The sequence below is a fragment of the Streptomyces sp. NPDC004838 genome (genome assembly GCF_053600955.1).
Map to the genome: position 1 here is coordinate 287205 of NZ_JBSGAW010000002.1, position 26029 is coordinate 313233.

General features: G+C 70.1%; 25 protein-coding genes and 1 pseudogene. 10 read left to right on the forward strand and 16 right to left on the reverse strand.

Annotated elements, in window-relative coordinates:
- Positions 1–34 precede the first annotated feature (34 nt).
- Positions 35–694 carry a response regulator gene (locus tag ACWEFL_RS03600; RefSeq protein WP_451706827.1) on the reverse strand — a complete coding sequence of 220 codons (660 nt, stop codon included), beginning with the start codon at positions 692–694 and terminating at the stop codon, positions 35–37.
- A complete protein-coding gene (locus ACWEFL_RS03605) occupies positions 691–1986 on the reverse strand; it encodes a sensor histidine kinase (RefSeq protein ID WP_451706829.1) in 1296 nt (431 codons plus the stop codon). The genes ACWEFL_RS03600 and ACWEFL_RS03605 overlap by 4 nt, the downstream gene beginning before the upstream one ends.
- A gap of 133 nt (positions 1987–2119) precedes the next feature.
- Here ACWEFL_RS03605 and ACWEFL_RS03610 point away from each other — a divergent pair, with 133 nt between their 5' ends.
- Together ACWEFL_RS03610 and ACWEFL_RS03615 are read left to right on the forward strand one after the other, a co-directional pair.
- A complete protein-coding gene (locus ACWEFL_RS03610) occupies positions 2120–3028 on the forward strand; it encodes an ATP-binding cassette domain-containing protein (RefSeq protein WP_451706832.1) in 909 nt (302 codons plus the stop codon).
- Positions 3025–3894, forward strand: coding sequence for an ABC transporter permease subunit (locus ACWEFL_RS03615; protein WP_451706835.1), 870 nt, complete (start codon positions 3025–3027; stop codon positions 3892–3894). Before ACWEFL_RS03610 ends, ACWEFL_RS03615 begins: the two co-directional genes overlap by 4 nt.
- A 171-nt stretch (positions 3895–4065) precedes the next feature.
- Here ACWEFL_RS03615 and ACWEFL_RS03620 read toward each other — a convergent pair whose 3' ends face one another.
- The 4 genes from ACWEFL_RS03620 to ACWEFL_RS03635 form a co-directional block, all read right to left on the reverse strand.
- Positions 4066–4407: a DUF5713 family protein gene (locus ACWEFL_RS03620; protein WP_451707310.1), complete on the reverse strand. Its 342-nt coding sequence runs from the start codon at positions 4405–4407 to the stop codon at positions 4066–4068.
- 179 nt (positions 4408–4586) lie between these two features.
- Positions 4587–4889, reverse strand: a complete 303-nt coding sequence (locus ACWEFL_RS03625) for a DUF397 domain-containing protein (RefSeq protein WP_451706838.1) — start codon at positions 4887–4889, stop codon at positions 4587–4589.
- 5 nt (positions 4890–4894) lie between these two features.
- Positions 4895–5173 carry a DUF397 domain-containing protein gene (locus ACWEFL_RS03630; RefSeq protein WP_451706841.1) on the reverse strand — a complete coding sequence of 93 codons (279 nt, stop codon included), beginning with the start codon at positions 5171–5173 and terminating at the stop codon, positions 4895–4897.
- 4 nt (positions 5174–5177) lie between these two features.
- Entirely contained in the window at positions 5178–6062 is an 885-nt protein-coding gene (locus ACWEFL_RS03635) for a helix-turn-helix domain-containing protein (RefSeq protein ID WP_451706844.1), read from the reverse strand.
- Between the two features lie 355 nt (positions 6063–6417).
- On the opposite strand from ACWEFL_RS03635, the gene ACWEFL_RS03640 reads away from it, so the two are divergent.
- The 3 genes from ACWEFL_RS03640 to ACWEFL_RS03650 all read left to right on the forward strand — a co-directional run bounded on the left by ACWEFL_RS03640 (position 6418) and on the right by ACWEFL_RS03650 (position 8000).
- Positions 6418–6816 (forward strand): ATP-binding protein, encoded by a 399-nt coding sequence (locus ACWEFL_RS03640; RefSeq protein WP_451706847.1) that lies wholly within the window; start codon positions 6418–6420, stop codon positions 6814–6816.
- 322 nt (positions 6817–7138) lie between these two features.
- Positions 7139–7381: a DUF397 domain-containing protein gene (locus ACWEFL_RS03645; protein ID WP_451706848.1), complete on the forward strand. Its 243-nt coding sequence runs from the start codon at positions 7139–7141 to the stop codon at positions 7379–7381.
- Between the two features lie 178 nt (positions 7382–7559).
- Complete coding sequence (locus ACWEFL_RS03650) at positions 7560–8000, forward strand: hypothetical protein (protein ID WP_451706851.1); 441 nt, start codon at positions 7560–7562, stop codon at positions 7998–8000.
- Positions 8001–8149: 149 nt separating this feature from the next.
- On the opposite strand, the gene ACWEFL_RS03655 is transcribed toward ACWEFL_RS03650, so the two are convergent.
- Positions 8150–8527, reverse strand: coding sequence for a nuclear transport factor 2 family protein (locus ACWEFL_RS03655; protein ID WP_451706853.1), 378 nt, complete (start codon positions 8525–8527; stop codon positions 8150–8152).
- A 168-nt stretch (positions 8528–8695) separates the two neighbouring features.
- Between ACWEFL_RS03655 and ACWEFL_RS03660 the strand changes: the two genes are divergently transcribed.
- Complete coding sequence (locus ACWEFL_RS03660; protein WP_451706855.1) at positions 8696–10045, forward strand: multidrug effflux MFS transporter; 1350 nt, start codon at positions 8696–8698, stop codon at positions 10043–10045.
- Positions 10046–10196: 151 nt separating this feature from the next.
- On the opposite strand, the gene ACWEFL_RS03665 is transcribed toward ACWEFL_RS03660, so the two are convergent.
- A complete protein-coding gene (locus ACWEFL_RS03665) occupies positions 10197–11930 on the reverse strand; it encodes an RICIN domain-containing protein (protein ID WP_451706858.1) in 1734 nt (577 codons plus the stop codon).
- A gap of 234 nt (positions 11931–12164) precedes the next feature.
- On the opposite strand from ACWEFL_RS03665, the gene ACWEFL_RS03670 reads away from it, so the two are divergent.
- Positions 12165–13172 carry a small ribosomal subunit Rsm22 family protein gene (locus ACWEFL_RS03670; protein WP_451706860.1) on the forward strand — a complete coding sequence of 336 codons (1008 nt, stop codon included), beginning with the start codon at positions 12165–12167 and terminating at the stop codon, positions 13170–13172.
- A gap of 564 nt (positions 13173–13736) precedes the next feature.
- On the opposite strand, the gene ddaH is transcribed toward ACWEFL_RS03670, so the two are convergent.
- The gene (ddaH, locus tag ACWEFL_RS03675; protein ID WP_451706862.1) at positions 13737–14561 is read right to left on the reverse strand and encodes a dimethylargininase; all 825 of its coding nucleotides are present in this window, start codon (positions 14559–14561) and stop codon (positions 13737–13739) included.
- 197 nt (positions 14562–14758) lie between these two features.
- Here ddaH and ACWEFL_RS03680 point away from each other — a divergent pair.
- Together ACWEFL_RS03680 and ACWEFL_RS03685 are read left to right on the forward strand one after the other, a co-directional pair.
- A pseudogene (locus ACWEFL_RS03680) lies at positions 14759–14926 on the forward strand (TetR family transcriptional regulator); the annotation flags it as partial.
- Between the two features lie 260 nt (positions 14927–15186).
- Complete coding sequence (locus ACWEFL_RS03685; protein WP_451706864.1) at positions 15187–15951, forward strand: bifunctional DNA primase/polymerase; 765 nt, start codon at positions 15187–15189, stop codon at positions 15949–15951.
- A gap of 242 nt (positions 15952–16193) precedes the next feature.
- On the opposite strand, the gene ACWEFL_RS03690 is transcribed toward ACWEFL_RS03685, so the two are convergent.
- From ACWEFL_RS03690 to ACWEFL_RS03720, 7 genes are all read right to left on the reverse strand, one after another.
- Positions 16194–17153 carry a hypothetical protein gene (locus tag ACWEFL_RS03690; RefSeq protein ID WP_451706866.1) on the reverse strand — a complete coding sequence of 320 codons (960 nt, stop codon included), beginning with the start codon at positions 17151–17153 and terminating at the stop codon, positions 16194–16196.
- Positions 17071–18117 carry an iron uptake transporter permease EfeU gene (gene efeU / locus ACWEFL_RS03695; protein WP_451706869.1) on the reverse strand — a complete coding sequence of 349 codons (1047 nt, stop codon included), beginning with the start codon at positions 18115–18117 and terminating at the stop codon, positions 17071–17073. The genes ACWEFL_RS03690 and efeU overlap by 83 nt, the downstream gene beginning before the upstream one ends.
- 265 nt (positions 18118–18382) lie before the next feature.
- Entirely contained in the window at positions 18383–19831 is a 1449-nt protein-coding gene (gene efeB, locus ACWEFL_RS03700) for an iron uptake transporter deferrochelatase/peroxidase subunit (protein WP_451707313.1), read from the reverse strand.
- Positions 19832–19851: 20 nt separating this feature from the next.
- Positions 19852–20988 (reverse strand): iron uptake system protein EfeO, encoded by a 1137-nt coding sequence (gene efeO, locus ACWEFL_RS03705; protein WP_451706872.1) that lies wholly within the window; start codon positions 20986–20988, stop codon positions 19852–19854.
- 186 nt (positions 20989–21174) lie between these two features.
- Positions 21175–22005 (reverse strand): heme ABC transporter ATP-binding protein, encoded by an 831-nt coding sequence (locus ACWEFL_RS03710; RefSeq protein ID WP_451706874.1) that lies wholly within the window; start codon positions 22003–22005, stop codon positions 21175–21177.
- Positions 22002–23348, reverse strand: coding sequence for an iron chelate uptake ABC transporter family permease subunit (locus tag ACWEFL_RS03715; protein WP_451706876.1), 1347 nt, complete (start codon positions 23346–23348; stop codon positions 22002–22004). The genes ACWEFL_RS03710 and ACWEFL_RS03715 overlap by 4 nt, the downstream gene beginning before the upstream one ends.
- Before the next feature lie 2 nt (positions 23349–23350).
- On the reverse strand, positions 23351–24349 hold the full coding sequence (locus ACWEFL_RS03720) for a heme/hemin ABC transporter substrate-binding protein (protein ID WP_451707316.1): 999 nt from the start codon (positions 24347–24349) through the stop codon (positions 23351–23353).
- 256 nt (positions 24350–24605) lie between these two features.
- Here ACWEFL_RS03720 and ACWEFL_RS03725 point away from each other — a divergent pair, with 256 nt between their 5' ends.
- Positions 24606–26006, forward strand: a complete 1401-nt coding sequence (locus tag ACWEFL_RS03725) for an HtaA domain-containing protein (protein WP_451706879.1) — start codon at positions 24606–24608, stop codon at positions 26004–26006.
- Positions 26007–26029 lie beyond the last annotated feature (23 nt).

Below are 26029 nucleotides of genomic sequence, written 5' to 3' on the forward strand. Positions count from 1 at the left end.
CTGAGTACCGCTGAAGGACCGCGAACGAGTTCCCTCAGTGGGACGGTGCCACCAGCCCCGCTTCGTAAGCGAGGATCACGAGTTGCACCCGGTCACGTGCGTCGAGCTTGGCGAGCAGCCGGGTCAGATAGGTCTTGGCGGTCGCGACGCTGATGAAGAGCTGGTCGGCGATCTCGGCGTTGGACAGGCCCTGGCCGATCAGGGTGAGCACCTCACGCTCCCTGTGGGTGATGCGCTCGAGTTCCGTCCGCCGTGGCGGCGTCCCTGTAGGGCGGCCGACGAACTCCTTGATCAGTCTGCGGGTGACGCTCGGTGCGATGAGGGCGTCACCGGCGGCCACGATACGGACTGCGGCCAGGATGTCGTCCAGGGCCATGTCCTTGACCAGGAATCCGGACGCGCCGGCGCGCAGCGCTCCGTAGACGTAGTCGTCGTCATCGAAGGTCGTCAGCACGACAACGCGTGCGGTGCCGGTACCGGTGGTGATCAGGCGGGTGGCCTCGATGCCGTCCATGCCGGGCATCCGGATGTCCATCACCACCACATCGGGGGTGACTTCCCCGGCCAGCCGGACCGCTTCGGCGCCGTTTCCGGCCTCACCCACGACCTGGACGTCCGCGGTGTCGGTGATGACCATCTGCAGGGCGGCGCGGACCAGGGGCTGATCATCGGCGAGTACCACCCGGACGGTCATCTGGCTCCAGCCTTCGCTACGGGTTCGATCCCTGCCACTGTCGGCACCGGCAGCCGGGCGTCTACCCGGAAGCCGCCCCCCGGACGCGGCCCTGCGGCGAAGTGGCCATGCAGCAGAGCGACTCGCTCCCGCATGCCGACCAGACCGAATCCGGTGTCCGGGGTCTTCGCATTCGTGCCGCAGCCCCTTCCCCTGTCGACGACCTCGATGCCGAGCTCGTCCTCGCGGTATTCGACTCTCACCCGGCAGCCATCGGCACCCGCGTGCCGCACGACATTCGTCACCGCCTCCTGGACGATGCGGAACGCCGCGAGGTCCACGTCCGCGGGGAGCGGGCGGCGTTCGCCCTGCCACCACACCTCCACGCGGACACCGGCGGCCGTGGTCGTCGCGGCGAGCCGTTCCAGATCCGCCAGGCCGGCGGCCGGTCGCAGCGGAGCCTGTGTACGCCCCTGGTCGTGGCCGGTCGGTTCCTGCCCCTGGGCAGCGGGTTCCTGCTCCTGGTCGGCCTGCCGCAGGGCGCCCAGCATCCGCCGCAGTCCCGCCAGCGTCTCACGCCCCACGTGCTCCACGGTGATCATCGCCTCGCGGGCCCTGGCCGGCTGTGTCTCCACGACGCGGGCCGCGGCTCCGGCTTGCAGGGCGATGATGCCGATGCTGTGGGCGACCGTGTCGTGCATCTCGCGAGCGATCCGCAGCCGTTCGGCGGTGACCGCCTGGGCGGCGGCCCGGGCGTGCAGTTCCGCGGTGTGGGCGCGGGCCTGGTGCACCGAGTTGCCGATGAGCCAGGCGATGACGACCGTCAGGGCGACGAACGGTTCCGAGGCGGTGCCGGATTCCCCTCCCGTGATCCACCGCAGGACGAGGAATCCGGCGAGCACGCCCAGCGCCCCGGCGGCCGCGGTGATCGCGGTGCGCCGGGGGCGTGTGGCGGCGACGTAGCAGAGGGCGGCGTCCAACCCCAGAAACTGCGTGGGCGGAATTTCGATCTGCCGCCAGGCCACCGACGAGACGACCGTGCCGGCCAACACCATTCCGTACGCTACCGCCGTCCGGCGGCGCAGCAGCGCGCTGCCGGTCAGGACCAGCAGAAAGGCGAGGGCGAGCAGAGCCTGAGCCGTCAGCGAGTCAAGGCCGTCCCGGGGATAGCTGTAGGAGTACCCCTGCCGGGGCGGCAGCAGGACGAACTGGACGATGGGCTGCACCGCTGCCGCGACCCACACCAGTCCCGTCCACAGGCCCGGCGGTACGCGCTTGAGCAGCGGCGACGGCAAAGGTGAGGAGGCGGGCATGCCGCGATCGTAAACGCGTACTCGCGACGGGGCATCGGACCGCGGTCGTACAACCAGGGTCGACACCGGCGCCCGGCGATTGTCAGCACCGGTCCGACGACGAGCGGGGGCGGCGAACGGCACCGTGGGCGCCGTGATCGAAGTCAACGAACTCACGAAGCGATACGGCGGCACGACAGCCGTCGAAGACCTGACCTTCTCTGTGCGCCCGGGGCAGGTGACGGGGTTCCTCGGGCCGAACGGCTCCGGCAAGAGCACCACGCTCCGGATGATCCTCGGCCTGCACGAGCCCACCAGCGGCACGGCCACCATTGAGGGCCGGTCTTTCCGTGACCGCCCTCGCGGCCTGCGTCATGTCGGCTCCCTCCTCGACGCGCACGACGTGCACGGCGGGCGCAGTGCGGCGGCGCATCTCGCCGCGCTGGCACGCGGCAACCGCATCCCGCGGCGCCGGGTGGACGAGGTACTGCGGGAGGTCGGTCTCGCCGAGGTCGCGGGGCGCCGCATCGGCGGATTCTCGCTCGGCATGAAACAGCGGCTCGGCATCGCGTCCGCACTGCTCGGCGACCCGCCGGTGCTGCTCTTCGACGAGCCGCTCAACGGCCTGGACCCCGAGGGGGTGAAGTGGGTGCGTGAGCTGTTCAGACGGCTCGCCGCCGAGGGCCGTACCGTGTTCGTCTCCAGCCATCTGATGTCGGAGATGGAGCACACCGCCGACCAGCTGATCGTGATCGGCCGTGGCGAACTGCTCGCGGCGGAGAGCCTCGCGGAGTTCTCGTCCCGCGGCGACCGGCGGAGCGTCACCGTGACCACGCCCGGCGCGACCGCCCTGAGGGACCTGCTGACGGCCGAGGGCGCGGCCGTGCACGTGGAGGGCGAGCAGCTCACCGTGACCGGCCTGACCGCAGTACGGATCGGTGAGATCGCCCGACGGCACGGCCTCCCGCTGCACGAGCTCAGCACCCGCTCCGCCTCGCTCGAGGAGGCGTTCATGGAACTCACCGCCGACCGTGTCCAGTTCTCCGGAGGAGAGCCCCGATGACCGCGACCACCACCACGGCGACGAACGTTCCCGGCGGACGATCCGCCCGCGAACCCCGCGCCCGGTTCCGCGACCTGGTCGCAGCCGAGTGGATCAAACACCGTTCGCTGCGCTCGACCTGGATCGCCTACGGGGCCACCGCCCTGGCCGTCATCGGTTTCAACGCGGGCACCGCCTATGACACATACAGCCACTGGACGCAGCAGGCGTCGAAGGACCGCGCCGCGTTTGAAGCCGCGTTCGAGAAGGACGGGATAGCGTTGCACGAGGCGTTCACCTCGAACGCGGCCCTGCTCATGGCCCTCGCCATCGGTGCCATCGGTGCCCTGATGATCGTCGGGGAGTACAGCACGGGCACCAACCGAACGACCTTTGCGGCCGTTCCGGCCCGCCGCTCGGTGATGGCGGCCAAGGCGGTCGTCGTCACCGTGGTCACGACCGTCTTCGGTGCGTTCGTCGCCGGGGTCTCGTTCGCTGTGACGCAGGCCATTCTCGATCGCCGGGACGCGGGCGTCTCCATCGGTGACCCGGGAGCCTTCCGTGTCGTCCTGGCCTCCGCACTCCTCGCCCCGGTGTGCGCGCTCGCCGGCCTCGCGCTCGGCGCCGTCATCCGACACACCGCCTCCACCATCACTACCTCGGTGGTGATCCTCCTCGTGCTGCCGCTGTTCCTGACCGACGGCCGCCACTGGTCGGCGGTCGCCGGGCACACCCTTCCCTACCGTGCATGGCACCGGCTCACCGATGTCGACTACTCCCCGATCGCGTTCCCATGGAGCACTGGCGGAGCCTGGACCGTCTACGCGGTGTGGGCGTGCGCCGCGTGTGCGGTCGCCGTCACCAGCGTCCACCTGCGCGACCAGTGAGCGGTCGAAGATCACAAAGTGCTGATCAACCTGGGCTGTCGCCTCCACCCGCGGGCAGCTTCAGGCGCTTCCGCGGCGTCGGCGTCCGAGGGGGAGACGTGGATCAGATCTCGGATGGCAGCGCCCATCGCGTTCGCCACACCTGCGGGTAGCTGCCACCCCCGTGCCGTGTTACCAGTCCCGTGCGGCTATCAGCTTCTCCGAGTCCGCGTCCTGGAACCCGTACGCGTGCGCCACGAACCAGAAATCCTCGCCGATCTCCTCTCGAGCGACGGTCTCGATCTCGCTGCCCGCCGCCTCGAACTCCTTCTCCAGCGCGTTGAACTCCTCCGTCGCCGCCTCCGTCAGCACATACAGCGCCTCCACATCCGACGGCCGCTCGGCCTCGATCCGCTCGCACAGTCTCAGCAGGATCGCCTTCCCCTTGTCCACGACGTGATCCGGAAAGTACGCGTCCTCGTACAGCCCTTGCAGAAACGCATAGCCTGCCACCTGCTCATTGGTGATCGGCACCAAGATCCCCTCCTCCAGCCGAAGAACCGAGATCTTCATCGTGCACCACACCACTGACAATGCCGGGCCCATGCTGTGCGCGCCCGAGGATCCGGAGCCACGAGAGCCCCGCGTCCATCGCCGAGGGCAGCGCTACGGGCCGCCTCATCGTGGTGATGAGACGGCCCGCAGCTTGGTTCTCAGCCGCTGAGCTGTCCGGCTTTGACGGATGAGACGAAGCCCATCCAGGCTCCTCCTTCGAAGATGAAGGCGGGGCCTTCGGGGTTCTTGGAGTCGCGGACGGCTATGGCGTTGGGGAGTTTGGCGGCTTCGACGCACTCGCCGCCTTCGTCGTTGCTGTAGCTGGAAGTGAACCAGCGGGCGTCAGTCAGTCTCGCCACTTCAACGCACTGACCACCTTGGTCGTTGCTGTAGCTGGACTTGTACCAACGAGCGTGGGATAGCCGGTCATTGGTCATGTGCGATGAGTCGCCCCGCGGCATGATTCTCAGCCGCCGAGCTGTCCGGCTTTGACGGATGAGACGAAGCCCGTCCACGCGCCGCTCTCGAAGATGAAGGCGGGGCCTTCGGGGTTCTTGGAGTCGCGGACGGCTATGGCGTTGGGGAGTTTGGCGGCTTCGACGCACTCGCCGCCTTGATTGTTGCTGTAGCTAGAGGTGAACCAATGGGCGTCAGTGAGTTGCGCCACCTCCATGCACGCACCACCTTCGTTGTTGCTGTAGCTCGACTTGTACCAACGAGCGTTGGCCAGCGGGTCATTGATCATGTGCTCAATGCTCCTTGATCGCATCTTTGATCATGCTCAGGGATTCCTTCGGTCCTAGAGCATCGGCTTGTAGGTCCTGGAATGCCACCTCGTACCGCTCCACGTCCTCTCCATTACGGACGACCTGGGCGAATCCCTGACCCTCCAGGTAGATGATCGGCTTCAGTGCGTCGCTCTCACGGAATCGCAGGAGGGTGAATGCCCCGTTCATGCCCTCATGTACTCCGCTCGCAAAGGGCACGACTTGGACACGCACCTGCGGAAGTGACGAAGCAACCTCCACGATGTGCCGCAACTGAGCGCGAATCAGCGAGGGCCCACCCACCTGACGACGGAGTACGGACTCGTTGATGACTGCCGTGAATCGAAGAGGCATCTCTGCGCGGTGCAGCACCACCTGCCGCGTCATCCGAACCGCCACATGCCGGTCGACCTCGTTGGCGTCACGCCCCAGATCTGAGACCTGATAGATCGCCCTGACGTAGTCCTCGGTCTGGAGAAGACCGGGAACGAACTCGGACTCGTACTTGTACATCGAGGCGGCCGTCGCCTCCAAGCCCAGGTACGCCTTGAACGTGGGGCTGATCGCCGGACGGTACTCGCCCGACTGCCACCAGTCCTTTTTCGTCTTCGTCACCACCGCGTACCCCACCAGCAGGGCCCGCTTCTCCGCGTCGGCCCCGTACATGTCGCACAGTGCTATGACGTCCGACGGCTCGACGCTGGCGTTCTCTCCCGTCTCCAGGCGGGTGAGCTTGGAGGGGCTCCAGATGAGCCTCCGCACCACCTGATTGGCCCTCAGCCCGGCCGCCTGGCGGAGCTGTCGTAATTCACTGCCCAAGTGCAGACGGCACAGAGCGGGCGTAGCCGACTCGATGTCCGTGATCATCTGCTGTCCTTCCTGCGAGCGTTACCCAGTGTGTCGGTGGAAGTTCCGCCTGTGCAAGGAACGTTCTGCGCCACAGCGGGAGGTTCTGCGTCCCCTCGTGAAATCCCTTCGAATCGAAGGTGGTTCACTCAGAAACTTGGTTTCGGAATCCCGCTGGAACGGTCCAAGCGTATCTCTCGAAGTGTCAGGCTTGATCCCAGTCGCTCACGCAGTGCGGTGTTCCCACTGCCTTGCGTGAGCACGCTGACCAACGAGCGAGAAGGGCTCGAAGATGCCACCTCCAACGATATTGACCGGTCAGACGGCTTCGGAGGCGGGTCGCAGACCGTGTGCGGCGGATGTTCGCCGCATCGAGGTGTCGTTCCGCCCCGAGCCCGCGTGCGTCTCGCTGATGCGGCGGCTGACAGTAGATATCCTCCAGCAGGGCGACCCCTTCGAATTGAAGGTGGTCTACACGGTTCAGCTGCTCGTGAGCGAGATCGTGACCAACGCGATCGCGTACGGGAACGGCAGCCGGATCACGTTGGCGCTCGAATGCGACCCGCTGAGGGAGGTGCGCATCGAGGTGGACGACCGTTCGCCGGGCACGCCCGAGGTGCGGTGGCCCGGACCGGACGAGGAGAGCGGCCGGGGCATGCAACTGGTCGAGCAGCTGGCGCGGGAGTGGGGCCGCGAGGGCACCTCCACGTGGTGCACGGTGTCGGCCGCCACCGACGGAGAGGAGGGCTGGGCCGATGGGCGCGACGAGGGATGACGCGACCGAGACGATCACGTCCGAGATACGCCAACACCCTGAAGAGGCGGTTTCGTTGAGGGCATCAGCCGACAGTTGCGCCGTGAGCCCCCGGAGTCAGCAACTCGCGTATGTGCTCGCGGTTCTGGCGCTGGGCGGATCGCTGGTGTGCGCGGTGCTCAGGGGCGCTGGGGCCGGGGCCGAAGACCGCTGTGCGCCGAGACCCGCGACCGGGGTCGCGGTCCGGTAATCGAGAACTTCCGCCCCGGCCGTCTTCCTTCGACAGCGGACGGCCGGGACGGGCGCAGGTGCACCAAACAGACACACCGAAAGGAACCATCTCATGAACGGTCTGTATGGACTTCCCCTCGAAGGGGCCACGTTCGAGAACTACTGCGGCGGCAACCAGGGCGGCGAGCACGAGACCTGCGTCGAGGTCGGCGCGATCCCGGACGCGCTTTCGGCCTTTGTTCTCCGGGACGGCAAGCCTGAAGGCGCGGGGCGCGAACTGCGGTTCACCACCGCCGAACTGGACGCCTTCGCCCTCGGCTGGGCCTCCCGGCGGGGCCTGACTCTGTCCGCCTGACCCTGCGGGTTCGACCTGGCCGGTCCCGACCTGCCCGTCCGATCGCGCCGGCATCGGTCGGCCGGCTCGGCCGGCTCGAACCCTTCCGTTCCGTCCGACCACCTCCCACGGGCCGCCCCTTGCACCCGCCCCCGGTCAAGGGGCGGCCCCCCTCCCCACGTACCCCCGAGGAACCCCCATGACCTGGCAGGGACACTGGCACGGCTACGGCCCCTGGACCGGAGCCGGTACCGAGTACGCGAAGGAGAGCAACCGGCGGCCGGGTCCGCATCCGGGCGACGAGCAGACGCGCGCCTTCCTCGCCGCCCCGATCCCGCCGATGATGACGGGGCACTGGTTGCTGCGCCGCACCCAGACCTCGCCGGACCGCACCTGGACGGACCCGGTCGCCGCGCTGGACTGGCTGACCGACCACTACGCGGCCAACCCGCCCTTCACCGGCCACACTTCCCGCGAGGTGAAAACGGCGCACGCGCGCGAGTGTCTGCCCCTCGGGGTGGACGTCACCTGGGCGTACTGGACGAACGCGGGAAGCCTGGTCTCGTACTCGGTGGTGTCCTGCCCCAACCGGCACCAGCCCCACATCCCGTGCCCGCTGCCGCCTCCGGCCGCCCGCTGAGGCCCATGGCTGTGGAGGGGGTGCGTTGTCAGGTGGTGGTGACGGGCGCACCGTCCCCACCACCGGCAGGTGATCCGACCAGGCCGAGAGCGCCGACGGACTCAGCACCCCGCAGGAGGTGAAGGACCCCTTCGCTGGCGGAGGGTGACTCAGGAGGCGGACGGCTCGATCTCCCCCGCGAAGACGATGACCTGGTCGATGAGGCTCCGCCGCAGATGGACGACGTCTGTTCCCGCCAGGCGGGGGCCTCCGTCCGGCGTGGTGAAGACCCACTGGTACCGGGCCCACTCGTCAGGCATGTCCACTGCCGAGCAGCGCACCATCGTGCCGGTCCCCGCCGGGTGGCGCCGGATGTCCAGCACGAACCGCTCGACCGCCTCGATCCCTTCGCTGCGGCCCAACGGCCCCCAGAGGACCACGTCCGAGGTCAGGGCCTGGGAGAGCAGCGCAGTCACATAGCTGTCGTCCGAGGCGTTGAACGCGGAGATGAACGTGTCGATCGCGGACCACGCGGTCTCTTCCTGCATGCACCAGTCATACCAGTCGCTACGCGGAACGCGCTCGTCCCGTGAGCCGTCTGTCTGAGGGTTCGAGCGACCCGATGCCGAGGGCCGGGGTGATCCGGTCGGCAGCAGGTCTCGACCACCGCGGAAGGGCTGAGAGGATAGGAGAGCATTCAACGAGATGGAGAGGGCATGCCGGAGTCGGAGAGCCGCCCCAAGGGCGGAGAGGGAGACATAGCGGCTTCGGAGACCTCGGAGGTCCTGGCCGTTCCCGAACCCCGGAAAGCCCTGGAGGCTACGCCCCCTGCGGGCGGCGCCGACGTCGGCGCCGCCCGCAGGGCCGGGCTGGTGGTGACGCTCGTACTCGGCGGGCTCACCGCACTGCCGCCGCTCTCCATGGACATGTACCTGCCCGCGCTCCCCGCCGTCACCGAGTCGCTGTCCGCGTCCGCCGCCACGGTGCAGCTCACACTCACCGCCTGTCTGGTGGGCATGGCGCTCGGCCAGCTCGTCATCGGGCCGCTGAGCGACAAGCTCGGGCGTCGCCGTCCGCTGCTCATCGGCATGGGCGTCTACATCGTGGCCACCGCGATCTGCGCGTTCGCCCCCAACGCCGAACTCCTCGTCGCCTTCCGGCTGCTCCAGGGACTGGCGGGCGCGGCGGGCATCGTCATCGCGCGAGCCGTTGTACGGGATTTGTACGACGGGGTGGAGATGGCCCGCTTCTTCTCCACCCTGATGCTGATCTCCGGTGCGGCCCCCGTCATCGCGCCGGTGCTCGGCGGGCAGGTCCTGCGCGTGACCGACTGGCGCGGCATCTTCGTCGTCCTCACCGTGGTCGGGATCGCGCTGACACTGGTGGTGGTGAAGTGGCTGCCCGAGACGCTCGCCCCGGAACGCCGGCACAACGGCGGCGTCGGCCAAGCGCTGCGCACGATGCGCGGCCTGCTCGCCGACCGGGTGTTCACGGGGTACATGCTCACGGGCGGGCTCGCGTTCGCCGCGCTGTTCGCGTACATCGCCGCGTCCCCGTTCGTGGTGCAGGAGATCTACGGTGCGTCCCCGCAGACGTACAGCCTTCTCTTCGGCGTCAACGCCATGGGGCTCATCGCGGTCGGCCAGCTCAACGGCAGGGTGCTGGTGGGCCGGGTCAGCCTCGACAAGGTGCTCGGCCTCGGCCTCACGGTCATCGTCCTGGCGGCGGTGGCGCTGCTGCTGATGACCACGGGGGTGTTCGGGGACGTGGGGCTGTTCGGGATCTCGGCGGGGCTCTTCGTGTTGATGGCCGCCATGGGCCTGACGACGCCGAACACGAACGCCCTGGCCCTGACGCGCACCCCGCACGCGGCGGGCTCCGCGTCGGCGCTGATCGGCACGGCCTCGTTCCTGATCGGCGCGATCGCCTCGCCTCTCGTCGGCATCGCGGGGGAGGCGACGGCCGTCCCGATGGCCGTGGTCCAGCTCGGCTGCGCGCTGGCGGCGGTGGGCTGCTTCCTGGGCCTGTGCCGCCCCTGGCGGCACCGGGTGGGGGCCATGGTCTGACGCGTACGAGTACGAGTACGAGTACGGATCGGGTAGGGGTTACGGATACGGGGCGCTGGAGCGGGGCGGGATGGCGGCCCGAAAGGTCACCATCCCGCCCCGCCGGGCTCCCGTCCCCCGATCCGACCGGGGCGTGCGGGTGACCCGTGGGTCAGATTCGCGGAAGCTTGGTCCACTTCTCGTCCTGCGCTCCATTGCAGGTCCACTGAATGAGCTGTGAGCCGTTCGTGGGGTTCGCGCCGATCCCGAGGCACTTGCCGGAGTAGACGTTCCGCAGTTCGCGGGTGGTGGAGTCGTACCACCATTTCTCGTCGACCGCGCCGTTGCAGGTGTACTGGATCACTCCGGCTCCATTGGCCAGACTGGACCCCACCCCCATGCATTTGCCCGAGTACTCGTTGCGCACGAAATACGCGACGTTCATGTTCGCGTCCGTCGTCTGCTCGAACAGCCAGAGTTCGTCCCGGGCGCTCGTGCACGTCCACTGGATGACCGGAGCGCTGTTGTCGATCCTGTTCCCGCCGCCCGCGCACAGAGAGCTGTGGTTGTTCATCAGTCTGACCGTCGCGTCGGCCTCTCTCGGCCGCAGCGAGAAGACGACCCGTTTGCCGGTGAGTTCGTTCATGCCCCACAGGCGACCGGAGGACGGTGAGTACGACAGATTCTGCGTCAGGGCCGGCGCGCGGGTCAGCACGGTCACCGCGGAGCCGGGCTTCGCCTCGAAGACGCACTTGTACGCGTTCGATGCCGCGGGGTCCGGAGTGCCCATGTAACCGGCGGGGCACTGACCCGACAGGTAGTAGTACACGCCGTCCGTGGCGACGCCTTGAAGTTGCTTGACGGCCGTGGAGAAAGCGCCTGTCGCGGTGACCGTGCCGGTGCCGTCGGCCTGGAGGAGGCCGGTGGCTTGGTCGAGAGGCCAGCGGATCACATGCGCGGTATCGGCACTGGCGGCGGAAAGGTACTCGCCCGAGACGAGATGGTCTGTCGGGCCGCTCCGGTCCAGACTCAGGGAACTGAGACACGCCCGTGAGCTGGGGCAGGCCCGCGGGTGATCGGTGGCAGGCCCGGTGAGATAGCGGCCCACCATGGGCAGGGCCCACTGGTGGTAGCGGGCGGAGGCGACGCCACCGCTGACGCCGGTCCGCTCGACGGCGGTGGTGCCCATCCTCCACATGTGCCGGAAGTCGTACACCTGCAGTTCGCCGCCGTTGGCGACGAACAGCTTGTCGCCGTACCAGACCACGCCGTCCGCGTGGACCCGGTCCACCGGTTCGAAATCCGCGAGCCCATTGGCGTGGCGCTTCGGCTTGACGAGCATGACGTGCCCGTAGCTCCAGTCGGTCCCGGTCGACTTCAGGATGGAGATCCGGGCGAGCTTGTCGCGGTCCACGCTCGGATCCGCGCTGGGGCCGTTGCCGTAGTACCAGGAAGCCACATAGAGGTGGTGGCCGTTCACCGTGCCGCCGGGGTAGGCGTCGTGCGAGGCCGTCAGGCCCTGGGGGTGCCAGCCTCCCGCCGGGTTGTAGGCGCTGGTGGTGTCATCCCCCGTGTCCCAGCAGAAACCGTTGTACTTGAAGGTGCCGTTGAGGCCGGTGGTGTGACACAGAGGGCGTCCCACGTGCTGCCGGGAAAGGGCGACGTCCACCGGCGACACCTTGGTGACGGCTCCGGACGCCTCCACGTCACCGATCATGGAGCCGTAGTCCCCGAACACCGATCCCGGAGCGACGCGCAGCTTGAAGCCGCCGGCGGGGACCCCCGTGAGCGACCCCTCCGCCGCGGCGGCCGACTGGACTCCGCCGAGGGTGATCGCGGCCATCGAGATCGCGATGACCGCCGCCCAAATCGAACGAATGATCCCTGAACGTATGTCTGGTCTCATGCGTGGACGGTACCGACGATGTGACACGGCCCACCAGACCGTCCGGACTCGTCCAGAGCCGTCCGGACCCGTCCAGATCGTGTGGTGGGAAAGCCCTACCGGAAGAGTGCGCCGCCCTGGAGAGGCGTGCGGTCGTCGGCGCGGCGTACGGTCCCGGTGCTCCCGCCGCGCCGACCGGTCCGCTCACCCCGCCGACCGGTCCGCCCACCCACTCGCCGGGCCTAGAATTTCTCGGTGAACGATGTCACCCACCCCACCGCCGAAGCCCTGCGGGGAGCGCTCGCCGCGCTGCTGGACGGACTGCCGCCCAGGCAGGCCGCGCAGGCCGTCGACCGGCTGATCGCCAGCTACCGCGGGACCACCCCGACCGACGCCCCTGTGCTGCGGGACCGGTCCGACGTCGTCGCCTACGCCGCGTACCGGATGCCCGCCACCTTCGAGGCCGTACGGTCCGCGCTGGCCGCGCTCCGGGACGCCGCGCCCGAGTGGACGCCCGAGACGCACACCGACCTCGGCGGCGGCACGGGTGCGGCGAGCTGGGCGGTGGCGGAAGCCTGGGAGGGCGCGGAACGGGTGCCGGAGACCACCGTGCTGGACTGGGCCGAGCCCGCCCTGGAGCTGGGCCGGGAGCTGGCCGCCGCCTCGGGAGTGCCCGCGCTGCGCGCCGCCCGGTGGCAGCGCTCCCGGATCGGTTCGGCGCTCCGGATCGAGAACACCGATCTCGTCACCGTCTCCTACGTCCTCAAGGAGCTGACCGAAGGCGACCGCGCCGCCGTCGTCACCGAGGCCGCCCGCGCGGCGCGGGCCGTCGTGATCGTCGAGCCCGGCACGCCCGACGGGTACGCCCGTGTCATCGAGGCCCGCGACCGTCTGATCGGGGCCGGACTGACCGTGGCCGCGCCCTGCCCGCACAGCGCCGCCTGCCCGATCGTCCCCGGCTCGGACTGGTGCCACTTCGCGGCGCGCGTCAGCCGTTCCTCGCTGCACCGCCAGGTCAAGGGCGGATCACTGGCGTACGAGGACGAGAAGTTCAGCTATGTCGTGGCCACCCGCTTCCCGGTCCGCCCGGCTCCCGCCCGTATCACCCGGAAGCCGCAGATCCGCAAGGGACTGGTCCTGATCGACCTCTGCACCGCGGAGGAAGGTCTGCGCCGGGACACGGTGACCAAGCGCCAGGGCCCGCTGTACAAGTCCGCCCGTGACGCGGTGTGGGGGGAGGAGTGGCCCCGGCCTGATGCCTGATGCAGGATGTCTCGTGCCGGGTGCGGGGTGCGGGATTGGAGGGTGTCTGGCAGGGTGTCTGATACCTGATGCAGGGTGTCGGACGTCTCGTGCTTGATGCCTCATGCCGAACCCGTTTCGTGCCGGGTGCCGGGGCCGTCTCGTGCCGGGTGCCTGATGCTTGATGCAGGATGTCGGGCTTTCCTCTCGGGCGCCGTGCCGGGGTGTCTAGTGCCTCGTGCATGATGCCTCGTGCATGATGCCGGGTGCCGGGTGCCGGGTGCCGGGTGCCGGGTGCCGGGTGCCTCGTGCGTGGTGCCGCACGTCTCAAACCTGGTGCCTGGTGCCCGATGTCGGGCCGCCGGACGCGGTGCCGGATGTCTCATGCAGGATGTCTGACATCCGACTCTGGTCTGCGGACGCGTCCCGCCGCGAGTGGGCAGGGCAGCCCGGCCGGGCCCCGGCCCGGAACCGGTCGGTTCGCGGCCCGGCGGCCCGGCCGTCACACGTGCCGCACGCGTGGTTCCCGTGGTTCACGTGCCGCACGCGTGCTTCACGCGCTCGCGCTCACGGACCTCACGGACCTCACGCGCGCAGCTCCTGCGTGCAGCACTTCACGCTGCCGCCCCCTTTCAGCAGCTCGCCCAAGTCCATCCCGATCGGCTCGAACCCGCGGTCCCGCAGCGGCTCGAACAGGCCCACCGCCGCCTGCGGCAGCAGAACGTGTCGGCCGTCGCTCACCGCGTTGAGCCCGAAGGCCGCGGCGTCTGACTGCCGTGCGATCAGGGCGTCGGGGAAGAGCCGGGCCAGCACCGCGCGGCTGCCGGGCGAGAACGCGTCCGGGTAGTACATGATCTCGTCCGCCGAGTCGTCCAGGACGCTCAGCGCCGTATCGAGGTGGTAATAGCGCGGATCCACCAGGTCGAGGCCGATGACGGGCCGGCCGAAGAACTCCTGCGCCTCGTCATGGGAGAGCGGACTGGAGCGGAATCCGCGCCCCGCCAGCAGATACGACGAGGTGACCGCGAAATCGCCCTCGCCCTCGTTGACGTGGACGGGCTCGTGGATCTCGGTGAACCCGGCGGCGCGGAACCACTCGCGGTGGACCGCCGCCTCGGGCTCCCGTTCCCGGTGGGCGAACCGGGCGCCGAGCACCCGGCCGTCGATGACGGTCGCGCCGTTCGCGGCGTAGACCATGTCGGGCAGGTCGGGGTGCGGCTGGAGCAACTCGACGGTGTGGCCGAGCGCGCGATAGCGGTCGCGCAGGTCCTCCCACTGGGTCTGGGCCAGCGGCAGGTCGACGGGTTTCGCCGGATCCATCCATGGGTTGATGGAGTACGTCACCTTGAAGTGCGCGGGTGGGCACATCAGAAAGCGGCGCGGCGATGCGTCACGGAGCGATGAGCGCAATGAGGGCTCCTCACATACGACTACACGGGGGTACGCGGGTGTGCGTGCCAGCCATGGTGAGGCCAAATCGGCCGTCGTGCAGCGAACCGGAACGGTGTTCGTCGTTTTGTACGGAACTTCTCGTGGCGGACGTTGGGCGAAACCCCGCATATCGTGGATCACGAGACGATGCGTAGCGTTTTGTCGCTGGACGGCCTCTGGGCCATGGCCCTGACCAGGCACCCGACGCAAGCCGCGGCGGCGAGCGCTCCCGCCCCGCGATCCACGGGGCGACCCTCGCTCTCGTCAGCGAGGTGGGATGCGCCCGTACCTCCATTGAGGGCATCGCAGCCCGTACCGGAGTCGGCGGGCGGACCATCTACCGCCGGTAGCCGTCCTAGGCCGCCGTACTCCTCGATCCGTCGCAGCGTCGCAGCGTCGGGGCGTCGGACCCGTCGGCGCCGGAACCCGCGGGCCCTCGGTCGGCCGCTCCAGGTCACGGCGGCGAAGTATCCCGTACCACACCCCCGTACACCCTGGAATGGGCCGAGAGGCCCCCCGGTTGAGGACAGTGGACACCCGCAGAGCAGGATGGTGGGACCATGGCAGAGACCGCGAGGGGCGAGCGTGATGTGTGAGGGGATAGATGGGCGACGGTAAAGGCCGCTTCCGCGGCACGGAGAACAGGCTCCCTCGGGAGAGCCGGCTGTCCCAGTGGCTGCGCCGGCGCCCCAAGGACACCGAGGCCGACGACTCCCACCGCGAGAACCTGCTGCTTGCCGTTGCCGCCGCGGGACTTCCGCTCGCGCCAGCCGCGTATCCCGTCGCCTACCGCTGCTCCTGCGAACGCATCGGCTGTCCCACGCCGGGCCGCCACCCCGTCTCCTTCGCCTGGCAGACCCAGTCCACCACCGACTCCGCCCAGATCCAGCGATGGGCCCAGGGCCAGCCGCACGCGAACTTCATCACCGCCACCGGCATGGTCCACGACGTGCTCGACGTACCGCTGGAAGCGGGCCGCAGCGCGCTCGAGCGGCTGCTGGAGCAGGGCATCGAGGTCGGCCCGGTCGCCGAGTCGGGCGGCGAGGGCGAGGACGCGAGGTCGCTGTTCTTCACCGCCACCAGGGGCACTCCCGAGGACGAGGACGAATGGTGGCCCTGTGAGCTGGACTGCCATCCCGAGACCATGGACGAGCATCCCGGTCTGCGCTGGCACTGCCGCGGCAGCTATGTCCTCGTACCGCCCGCGCTGCTCCCCGGCGACCACGTGGTCGCGTGGGTACGCGGGCCGGAGCACCCTCTTCCCGACCCGCTCACGCTGCTGGAGACGCTCACCGACGCGTGCGCGCGATACGCGGGGGAGCGGCAGCCCGGGGATCCGCACGAGGTGGCCTGGCCGATCCACCGCTGACACCGGGCTGACACCGGGTCCGGGGGCCGGGGGCCGGCTATCCGGGGTCGGCTTTCGGTGCGCGCGGGGGTGCCCGCTGTACGGCTTGGTCTTCCACGTGGGACATCCGTTGTACGGGACGTCCGTTGTACGGGTCGGCCTGCCGTACAGGCCGGCCTGCCGTACGGCGGACGAATGCCCCGTCCCACACGCTTCCCGTCCATGACCGCCGCCCAACAGGCCCTGAGACCGCCCGGGACGGGCTACCCGCCCTTCGCCGCCGTCAGACCCGCCAGCCGCGCCAGCACCTCGACCTTCCCGCCGTCCTGGCCACCGCCGCCCGCCGCCGGTACCAGTACCGTCTGGCTGGACACCCGCTCCTTCGTCATCGTGGACTTGGCGTCCCCGGTGAGCAGCGGCTTCACATCCGGGTGGACTTGCAGCGGCACCCCCTTCGCCGCGGTCTGCCGCTCGAAGTTGCGTATCGAAAAGAACACCAGCGCCCCGCCGTCCGCCGTCGCCAGGGCCAGCGGCGCGAAGTCACCGGTCTCCAGGGGCTGATCGATCCACTGGGTGGAGACACCCGGCAGATTCGACGTCTTCCGGCGCGCCTCGCGCCAGCCGGAGGTGTGAGGGCCGTCCTTGAACAGCTCGGGCTTTCCGGACTGCATGAACGACGCGTAGTTCTCGCTCAGTTCGCCGGGTGCGCTCACCAGTGAGGTGGTGTTCACCGCGACCGGCTCGGCGAAGCCGTCGCCGTCCGTTCGCAGCGCGGGCACGCGGCCGACGGGGACGACCGTCAGGTGGGCGGCCTTCCAGACGTCCGCCGGACCGTTGCGCAGGAAGACCAGCAGCCAGCGCTCGTCCAGATTTCCCTGGTCCTCGTCGCGGTTGGAGTCCACGTCCGCGAGGAAGTAGCGCGGCCAGCCGGCCTTCTTGGGAATCGCGTACTTCGCATCGGTCAGCTCCATCGGCACATGCCGCGGGTTGCCGCCGGGGTAGTTGCTGCCGCGCGACTTCAGCCCGGCCTGGTTTATCGCCCCCAGCGCCCCGGTGACCTGCTTCGCGTCCAGGGCCGGATCGTACGCCTTGTCAGCGGCGTTGTAGGCGTCGGTGAACTCCTTGAGCGCCTGTGCCGCCTCAGCCTTCGTCGCCGCCGGAACGATTTCCCGCTCCCCGTGCACCGTCACGCATCCGCTCGCCGTCAGAGCCAGCGCCGTCATCGTCACGAGCCCGGTCAGCGCCCGTCCGTGCCGTGGCGTCACCGGCCCCACCAGCCCCATCGCCGCCCGCCCTCGGCTCCGGCTCCGATTTCCCACCCGTATCGGCCTTCTCATCGGTCGACTTCTCCTTGCCCCCTGCGCCCCCGACTGATCGTCCGAACCCTACCGGGGTGAGGAACAGCACGAGTGTCGGGATGACGTACAGGGCCCAGACGACGACCTGGAGGACGGTCGGGTTGGGCTGGAAGTTGAAGACGCCCTTCAGGAGGGTGCCGTACCAGCTGTCCGGCGGGATCGTGGAGCTGATGTCGAACGCCTTGTTCGCCAGACCGCCCAGGAAGCGGGCCTCCTGGAGATCGTGCACCCCGTACGCGAGCACTCCCGCGGCCACGATGACCAGCATGGCGCCGGTCCAGGTGAAGAACTTCGCCAGATTGATCCGCAGCGCGCCCCGGTAGAACAGCCAGCCGAGGACCACCGCGGTCGCGATGCCGAGCAGCACCCCGATCAGCGGCTGCGCGCTGCTGCTGTCCCCGGTCGCGGCCCGCACCGACGCCCACACGAACAGGGCGGTCTCCAGCCCCTCCCGCCCCACCGCCAGGAACGCCGTGGCGACCAGCGCGCCCGTGCCCATCCGCAGGGCCGTGTCCAGCTTGCCGTGCAGCTCGGACTTGAGATGCCGCGCGGTGCGCCGCATCCAGAACACCATCCAGGTCACCAGGACGACCGCGATGATCGAGAGGGTGCCGCCGAGGAGTTCCTGGGCCTCGAACGTCAGGGTCTGGGAGCCGAATTCGAGGGCGAAGCCGAAGCCGAGCGAGATCGCCACCGCGACCCCGATACCGGCCCAGATGGGACGGAGCGCGTCCCGCCGGTCGGTCTTCACCAGATACGCGATGAGGATGCAGACGACCAGGCTGGCCTCAAGACCCTCGCGCAGGCCGATCAGATAGTTGCCGAACACGGCGGGGTCCCTTCCGGTGTGCGTGTCTGGGGTGTGAGGGGCCGGGGTGTACGTGGCCGGGGTGTACGGGTCCGGGGTGTACGTGGCCGGGGTGTACGGGTCCGGAGTGTGCAGGTCCGGAGTATGCGGGTCCGGGCACGGGCCCGTGCAACGCGCCTCCGTCCGGGCCCGCCTTGTCCGGGCCCGCTCGGTCCAGGCCGGCTCCGTCCGGGCCCGCGTACGCCTGAGCGGGTGGCCTTCCGCGCGGGGCCGGGCGTGGGTCCGGTCATGAGAACAGGGCCCGGCCCCACCAGTCGTCCCCGTCGCGGACGCCCGGCGGGATCGCGAACAGCGCCGAACCCACGTGCTGGATGTACTCGTTGAGGACGTCACGCGCGGCGAGCGAGCGCTGTACCGGCACGAAGCCCTTGTCGATGTCGCGCTGGTAGGCGAGGAAGAACAGCCCGGCGTCCAGCCGCCCCAGACCGTCCGTGCCATCGGTGAAGGAGTAGCCGCGGCGCAGCATCTTCGCCCCGCCGTTGGTGTCCGGGTGCGCGAGCCGCACATGCGCGGTCGGCAGCATGGCGGGCAGGAACGGCTCGTCCCGCTCCTTCGCCTTGCCGACCGGGGCGCCCTCGCCCTTGTCGCGGCCGAAGATGTCCTCCTGCTCCTGGAGCGAGGTGCGGTCCCAGGTCTCGATGTTCATCCGGATCCGGCGGGCGACGAGATACGAGCCGCCCGCCAGCCACGCCGGGCCGTCCCGGTCGGACACCCAGACGTGCCGGTCCAGTTCGGCGGCGTCCGTTCCGGAGATGTTCCGGGTGCCGTCCTTGAAGCCCATCATGTTGCGCGGGGTCTGCTCGTCGGGCGTCGTCGACGACGTCTTGCCGAAGCCGAGCTGCGACCAGCGGATCGCGACCTTGCCGAAGCCGATGCGGGCGAGGTTGCGTATCGCGTGGACCGCGACCTGGGGGTCGTCGGCGCACGCCTGCACACAGAGATCGCCGCCGCTGCGGGCCGGGTCGAGATTGTCGCCGGGGAACTTCTCCAGCTCGACGAGGGCCTTCGGGCGTCGCTCCTCCAGGCCGAAGCGGCCCTTGTCGAACAGGGACGGGCCGAAGCCGATCGTCAGCGTGAGCCGGGACGGCTTGAGGCCGAGCGCCTCGCCGGTGTCGTCCGGCGGAGCCTCGGCGACCCCGCCGAACGCGCCCTCGCCGACGGCCTGGCCCGCCGCCATCCGCTCGGCCGCGCGGGTCCAGTCCCGCAGCAGCCGTATCAGCTCGGCGCGGTCCCGTGTCTTCACGTCGAACGCGGCGAAGTGCAGCCGGTCCTGTACGGCGGTGGCGATACCGGCCTGGTGTACGCCGTGGAACGGCACGCCCGCGCCGCTCGCCGCGGCGGGGGCGGCGGCCTCGTCCCGCCGGGTCAGCCCGACGGCGGTGCCGCCGGCCGCGGCGGCGCCGACGACCAGCCCCGCGCTGCCCCAGCCGAGCAGCGCCCGCCGTGAGGGCGCGGGCCGTCCGCGCTCGGACGGCGAAGGCTCCGGGGGCTGCGGGGGCTGCGGCTCGCGCGGCTGCGGCTCGGACCGGCGCGGTTCGGTCCCGGAACCGTTGCCGGTCCCGGAACCGTTGCCGGTCTCGGGCAGGCGCGGCTCAGAACGGCGAGGCTCAGAACGGCGCGGCTCAGAAAGGCGGGGCTCCGGCTGTGGGGGCTCGGACGCAGACATCTCTGGCATCTCCGGCATCTGCGTACTCCCTACTTCACCACTGCCGCGGCCAGCTTGGACAGCGGCTCCGCGAGCGCGTTGACCGCGTCGCTCAGTTCCTTGCGCTGGTCCTTGCCGACCGTTTCGTACGACACGAAGTCATAGGACGTCTTGTCCTGGCGGTACTTGTCCAGCAGCGTGTCGAGCGCCGCGAACTGCTTGTCCAGCTCGGCCACCAGACCGGGGTCGTTCTTGGTCGCGACCGGCTTCAGCAGCTCGTGCGACTGCCGCGCGCCCTCCACGTTCGCCTTGAAGTCGACCAGGTCGGTGTGGCTGTAGCGCTCCTCCTCACCCGTGACCTTGCCGGTGGCGACCTCGTCGAGCAGCTCCTTGGCGCCGTTCGCCATGGAGGTCGGGGTGATCTCCGCCGTGCCGACCTTCTTCTGCCAGTCGGTCAGGTCCTTGATGAGGGTGTCCGCGAGGGCCTTCTCCTCGGGGCCGATCTTCTTCTCCTGCCACAGCGCCTTCTCCAGGCGGTGCCAGCCGGTCCACTTCTGGCCCGGCTCCAGGCCGTCCTCGCGGAGGTCGACCTTCGGGTCGATGTCGCCGAACGACTCGGCCACCGGCTCGGTGCGCTCCCAGCCGATACGGGAGGTGGCGTACGCCTTCTTCGCGGCCTCGACGTCCCCGGCCTTGACCGCGTCCGTGAACACCTTCGCCTTGGGCAGCGTCTCATCGGCCTGCGCCTGCGCGTACTGGCGGTACGAGGCCACCGCGGCGTCCATCTCCGGGCTGCGCGCGGCGGTCTTCCCTCCGGTGACCGTGACCTGCTGCCGGATGCCGTCGCCCTTCATGCCGGGCTTGCAGGCGATCTCGTACGAGCCCGCCTTCACCTCGGCGGTGAGCTTCGCCTTCGTGCCGGGGCCTATGTTCTCGCGTTCGGTGACGATCCGGTCGTCGGGGAAGAGGATGTAGACCTCGGTGATCTTCGAGCCCTTGTTCTCGATGTCCAGCTCGACGTGCCCCGCCGGGAACTCCTTCTTCGACACCTCGCAGGCGTCGTCCTTCGCGAGGACCCGGACGGAGCCGTCGCCGCCCTGGCTGTCGGCCTTCTCGGCGCAGCCCGTGAGGGCGGCCAGGGCGGCCACCGCCGTGGTGGCGGTGACGACGGAGAGACGGGCGCGCATAGGGGCTCCACGAGGAGAAAGGGGCGGCCGGGAGACCGCCGGCAACGGGGTGAGGCAGCCCTAACTTAACCGAGGCTTACCTGACCGAAACCCGCCCTCGCAGTGATGTAAACCTCAAAAAACGGGCCCGGAAAACGGGGGGTCACGGGCCGGCCATGACGCCCCCATGGCCCGGTCAAGCAGAGGTCAAAACGCCCGTTTCGGGAGGACCACGGGAGTGCCGGAGCGGGGGTGCGGAAAGACCTCGACGGGCTGCCGGTAGACCCGGCTCAGCAGCTCGTCGCCGAAAACCGATCCCGGCTCGCCCTCGGCCTCGATCCGTCCCTCGTGGAGGACGGCCACCCGGTCCGCGTACGCGGCGGCGAGCCCGAGGTCGTGCAGGACGACCACGACGCCGTCCCCCGCGGCGGCCCGCTCACGGCAGATCCGGAGCACCAGCTCCTGGTGCCGCAGATCGAGCGCGGCGGTCGGCTCGTCGAGGAGCAGCAGCGGGGTCCGCTGGGCCAGCACGCGGGCCAGGGCGACGCGGGCGCGCTCTCCGCCGGAGAGCGCGGAGAAGGGCCGTCCGGCGAACGCCTCGGCCTCGGTGGCCGTCAGCGCCGCCGCGACCGCCTCGTCGTCCTCGTCCTCCCGGTCGGTCCCCGCCCAGGGGGCCCGCCCCATCCGTACGACGTCCTCGACCGGGAACGGGAAGGAGAGTGTGGCGGCCTGCGGCAGCACGGCCCGGCGCAGGGCGAGTTCGGCCGCCGTCCAGTCCCCGGCGGGGCGGCCGGCGATCCGTACGCTTCCCCGGTCGGCGGGGAGGTCGGCGGCGAGCGCGGCGAACAGCGTCGATTTGCCGGCTCCGTTGGGGCCGACGAGCGCCAGCACCTCGCCGGCGCGGGCGGTCAGGTCGATCCCGGTGAGAATCCCGACGCCGCCGAGCCGGACGTGGAGACCGTGCGCCTCGGCGAGCACGGCGCCGGGGGAGGGGCGCGCGGGCAGCTCCCGGCGGCGGATCCCGAAGAGCGTTCTCATGCCCAACCACCTTGCTTGCGACGGGTCCTGCGCAGCAGCCAGAAGAAGAAGGGGCTGCCGAAGAGCGCGGTGAGCACCCCGAGGGGAAGTTCGGCGGGCTCGGCCACGGTCCGGGCGGCGAGGTCGCCAGCCGCCAGCATCAGGGCTCCGCCGAGCGCGCTGCCGGGGATGAGGAAGCGGTGTCCGGGGCCGTTCGCCATCCGCAGCAGATGCGGGACGAGCAGTCCGACGAAGGTGATGATCCCGGCGACGGCGACCGCGGCGGCGGTGAGCAGCGCGACGACGAGGACCAGGACGATACGCAGCCGCTCGACGTCCACGCCGAGATGCCGGGCGGGCCGTTCGCCGAGGGCGAGCAGGTCCAGCTTGCGTGCGTAGAGGGGCGCGAGGAGGAGCCCGAGGAGTGTGCACGGCAGTACGGCGAGCACCTTGGGCCAGGTCGCCTGCGAGAGCGAGCCGAGCTGCCAGAAGGTGATCTGGGTGATCTGCGCGTTGTCGGCGAAGAAGATGAACAGGCCGATCAGGGCCCCGGCGAAGGCGTTGACGGCGATGCCCGTGAGGATGAGGGTGACGACCTCGGTCCGCCCGCCCGAGCGGGACATCAGATAGACGAGGAGCACGGTCGCGAGCCCTGCGACGAACGCGCAGAAGGTGATCGTCCAGTTGCCGAGGAAGCTCAGCCCCAGCGCGATGGAGGCGACGGCCCCCACGGCCGCGCCGGACGAGATCCCGATGATGCCCGGCTCGGCGAGCGGATTGCCGAACACGCCCTGCATCAGGGCTCCGGCGCACCCGAGGGACGCCCCGACGAGCAGCGCGAGGACGACTCTCGGCAGCCGTACGTTCCACAGGACGCTCTCGCCCACCTGGTCGAGCGGCTGCCCGCCGAGTCCGGCGCGGTGCTGCACGGAGGCGATGACGTCCCCGAGCGGAATGTCGTACGCCCCGTACCCGGCGGAGACGAGGGCGACGGCGAACAGCGCGGCGACGAGCCCGGCGGTGAGGAGGTAGGCGGTGGAGCGCCGTCGGCCGGGTCTCGCTTCGTGCGGAGCCGTGCCGGGGGCCGGGAGCTTCCCGGTGGCGGTCTTCGCGAGCCGACCGGCGCCCGGTACGGGCCCTGGCGTCGGTTCCGGTACGGACCCTGGGGTCGGCTCCGGTACGGACCCTGGCGCAGGCTCCGGTACGGGCCCAGGCGTCGGTGTCGGTGTCGGTTCCGGCGCCGGCTCCGGTACGGCCCCTGATGCAAGTCCCGGCCCGGTCGCCCCGGTCGGGCGGCTCGCCGTCCCCGCCCGCGCGTTCTCGCCTGACGGGTCCTGCGCGCGGGGTTCCGTATGGGTCGTCATCGTCACTCGCCGTTCGCGTAGAGCTGGTCCACGAGGGACTTGAGCACCTGGTCCGTGCGCGGGCCGTAGTTCAGCATGACCCCGTCGTCGATCGAGACGACCCTGCGGTCCATCCCGGCCGGGGTCTGCGCGACACCCGGAATCTCGACCAGGCCGTCGACGCCGTTCACCGACTGAAGCCCCTTGGTCATCACGAGGATCGCGTCGGGCGCGGCCTTGGCGAGGGCTTCGCTGGTGATGGCGGTGAAGTCCTTGGTGAGGCCCGACTCCTTCCCGGCGTCCACTGCGCCCGCTGCCTCCAGCAGGGACGCCGCTCCGGACTCGCTGCCGCCGAGGAGATAGACGGAGGCCGAGCCGCGCAGATACAGGAACGCGACCCGTGGCTTCTTGCCGTCGGCCGGCTCGGGGATGTCCTTCTGGACGGCCGCGATCCGGGACTCCGTACGCGCCTTCAGCTCGTCCCCGGCGGGCTTCACCCCGAGCGCGGCGGCCACCGTGTCGATCCTGGTCCCCACGTCCGCGAGGCTCTTCGCCGTCTTCACCGTGATGAGCGGGACGCCCGCGTCGCGTATCTGGTCCACGGCCTCCGCAGGGCCGGTGGTGGTGTCGGCGAGGACGAGTGTCGGCTTCAGCGACAGCACGCTCTCGGCGGAGACGTCGTGTCCCCGTGTCACCACCGGCAGATCCTCGGCCTGTTCGAAGGTCGCGGTGACATCGCGCGCCACGACCCGCTCGCCGAGTCCGAGTGTGAAGACGATCTCGCTCAGCGATCCCGAGAGCGGGACGATCCGGTCCGCCGAGGTGACCGTGACCCGCTTCCCGTCCGCCGAGGGGACGGTCACCGGCAGCGCGGGCTTCGGCACGGCCGCCAGCGGCTCCACCCGGTCGACCGAAACGGAACCGGAATTCGCCTTGTCGTTTCCTGTGGGGGAGGCGTCGCCGCCACCGCAGCCGGTCGCCGCCAGGGTGAGGGCGAGCGCGGCGACCGCCGTGCGCGCCAGCCGAGTTCTACGCGTCGCTGAGGCTGTACGCGCCGAGGGCCGCGAGAGCTGCGAGAGCACCGGGAGCACCGTCCTGTCGTTCTGTGGTCTGTGGTTTTCATGAGGCCGTGGGGGGCTGTGGGGGCGGGCGTCCTTCCGGAACCGGAGTGCCCGGGGCTACCGGCATGGGCTGGAGATAGCTTAGGTTAGCCTTACCTCGCTGGCCAGGGTGGTGTGCCCCCTGGCTTGCCGCTCGACGTACCCAGGGAGGGAACCCATGCAGCCGTTCAGACCGGCCCGCGCGTTCGCCGTAGCGCTCCTCGCGGCCCTGCTCGGAGCACTGCTCCCGGCCGGAGCCGCCCATGCGGCCGAGCGCACGGTCCAGGGAGGCCGGCTCGACTGGGGGATCAAATCGTCCTTCCAGACCTATGTGACCGGGCCCATAGCAGGCGGCAACTACCGGCTCACATCGGGCGCGGCCACCGTCGGCGGCAGCCAGTTCCGCTTCCACTCCGCCAAGGGCTCGTACGACCCCGCGACCGGCGCGTTCGAGGCCCGCTTCACCGGCGGAGTCCACTTCACCGGCCACCGCAAGGCCGATGGCGGCAATGAACTGGACCTCGCCATCAGCCGCCCCACCGTCCGGATCTCCGGCGGCCGGGGCACCCTCTACGCGGACATGGTCAGCAAGGCCAGGGGCACCGGCAAGGTCACCAGCGCCGGCCAGGTTCCCTTCGCCGCGCTCGATCTCTCCGGCGTGAACATGGTCGGCGGCGGCGGGCCCATCGCGCTCAACCGCATCCCCGCGACGCTGACTTCGCAGGGCGCGGCGGGCTTCGCCGGCTACTACACCGCCGGTACGGCCCTCGACCCGATCAGCCTGAGCGTCGACCTCGCCGCCGCCCAGCAGCCGCAAAAGACCGAGAAGCCCCCGGTCAAGAAGGACGACAAGGCCGCCGCCCAGTCGGGCGCGGTGCGGAACGCGGCCGTCGACTGGGGAGTGCGCCGCACCTTCCGTGAGTACGTCACCGGCTCCATCGCCCGTGGCAAGTGGACCCTCGCGGACGGCGCCCAGGATGGCGGAGCGCTCTTCCGCTTCCCGCAGGGCAAGGGCACGTACGACCCGAAGAAGCAGACCCTGGACGCCGCCTTCGCCGGATCCGTCCGCTTCACCGGCGAACAGCTCGATCTGACCCTCGCCAAGGTCACCGCCAAGGTAGCCGGAGGCAAGGGCACGCTCAGCGCCGATGTGACCAGCGAGGGCACGACCCGCAAGGCCGTCCCCCTGATCACCTTCACCGCCGCCGGCTTCGCGCCCAAGAACGGGCTCGCCGCCCTGACCGAGGTCCCGGCCGTCCTCACCGAGGGCGGAGCCCAGGCGTTCGGCGGCATGTACAAGGCGGGCACCGAGATGGACCCGGTCTCCCTGGCGGTGGCCGTGGACGAGAAGGCCCAGCTGCCCGCCCTGCCCGACCTCGGCAGCGACGCCGCGCCCACACCGCGGGAGACCGAGTCCGCGCCCGGCCCGGCAACCCCCTCCGACGCGGCGGTGGCCGCGAACTCCACAGACTCGTCCTCCCCCACGGGGACGTACATCGCCGCGGGCGCGGGAGCGCTCCTCCTCGCGGCGGTCGCCCTGTATGTCGTACGCCGTCGTCGTACGACCGAGAACAGCTGATCCGGAAACGACGGATCCGAGCG

What these genes read in the sequence shown, in the direction of transcription:
- ACWEFL_RS03600 (WP_451706827.1), bottom strand. Translation starts at nt 694, where the DNA reads ATGACCGTCCGGGTGGTACTCGCCGATGATCAGCCCCTGGTCCGCGCC.
- ACWEFL_RS03605 (WP_451706829.1), bottom strand. Translation starts at nt 1,986, where the DNA reads ATGCCCGCCTCCTCACCTTTGCCGTCGCCGCTGCTCAAGCGCGTACCG.
- ACWEFL_RS03615 (WP_451706835.1), top strand. Translation starts at nt 3,025, where the DNA reads ATGACCGCGACCACCACCACGGCGACGAACGTTCCCGGCGGACGATCC.
- ACWEFL_RS03625 (WP_451706838.1), bottom strand. Translation starts at nt 4,889, where the DNA reads ATGCCGCGGGGCGACTCATCGCACATGACCAATGACCGGCTATCCCAC.
- ACWEFL_RS03630 (WP_451706841.1), bottom strand. Translation starts at nt 5,173, where the DNA reads ATGATCAATGACCCGCTGGCCAACGCTCGTTGGTACAAGTCGAGCTAC.
- ACWEFL_RS03635 (WP_451706844.1), bottom strand. Translation starts at nt 6,062, where the DNA reads ATGATCACGGACATCGAGTCGGCTACGCCCGCTCTGTGCCGTCTGCAC.
- ACWEFL_RS03645 (WP_451706848.1), top strand. Translation starts at nt 7,139, where the DNA reads ATGAACGGTCTGTATGGACTTCCCCTCGAAGGGGCCACGTTCGAGAAC.
- ACWEFL_RS03650 (WP_451706851.1), top strand. Translation starts at nt 7,560, where the DNA reads ATGACCTGGCAGGGACACTGGCACGGCTACGGCCCCTGGACCGGAGCC.
- ACWEFL_RS03655 (WP_451706853.1), bottom strand. Translation starts at nt 8,527, where the DNA reads ATGCAGGAAGAGACCGCGTGGTCCGCGATCGACACGTTCATCTCCGCG.
- ACWEFL_RS03660 (WP_451706855.1), top strand. Translation starts at nt 8,696, where the DNA reads ATGCCGGAGTCGGAGAGCCGCCCCAAGGGCGGAGAGGGAGACATAGCG.
- ACWEFL_RS03665 (WP_451706858.1), bottom strand. Translation starts at nt 11,930, where the DNA reads ATGAGACCAGACATACGTTCAGGGATCATTCGTTCGATTTGGGCGGCG.
- ACWEFL_RS03685 (WP_451706864.1), top strand. Translation starts at nt 15,187, where the DNA reads ATGGGCGACGGTAAAGGCCGCTTCCGCGGCACGGAGAACAGGCTCCCT.
- ACWEFL_RS03690 (WP_451706866.1), bottom strand. Translation starts at nt 17,153, where the DNA reads ATGACGGCGCTGGCTCTGACGGCGAGCGGATGCGTGACGGTGCACGGG.
- efeB (WP_451707313.1), bottom strand. Translation starts at nt 19,831, where the DNA reads ATGCCAGAGATGTCTGCGTCCGAGCCCCCACAGCCGGAGCCCCGCCTT.
- efeO (WP_451706872.1), bottom strand. Translation starts at nt 20,988, where the DNA reads ATGCGCGCCCGTCTCTCCGTCGTCACCGCCACCACGGCGGTGGCCGCC.
- ACWEFL_RS03710 (WP_451706874.1), bottom strand. Translation starts at nt 22,005, where the DNA reads ATGAGAACGCTCTTCGGGATCCGCCGCCGGGAGCTGCCCGCGCGCCCC.
- ACWEFL_RS03715 (WP_451706876.1), bottom strand. Translation starts at nt 23,348, where the DNA reads ATGACGACCCATACGGAACCCCGCGCGCAGGACCCGTCAGGCGAGAAC.
- ACWEFL_RS03725 (WP_451706879.1), top strand. Translation starts at nt 24,606, where the DNA reads ATGCAGCCGTTCAGACCGGCCCGCGCGTTCGCCGTAGCGCTCCTCGCG.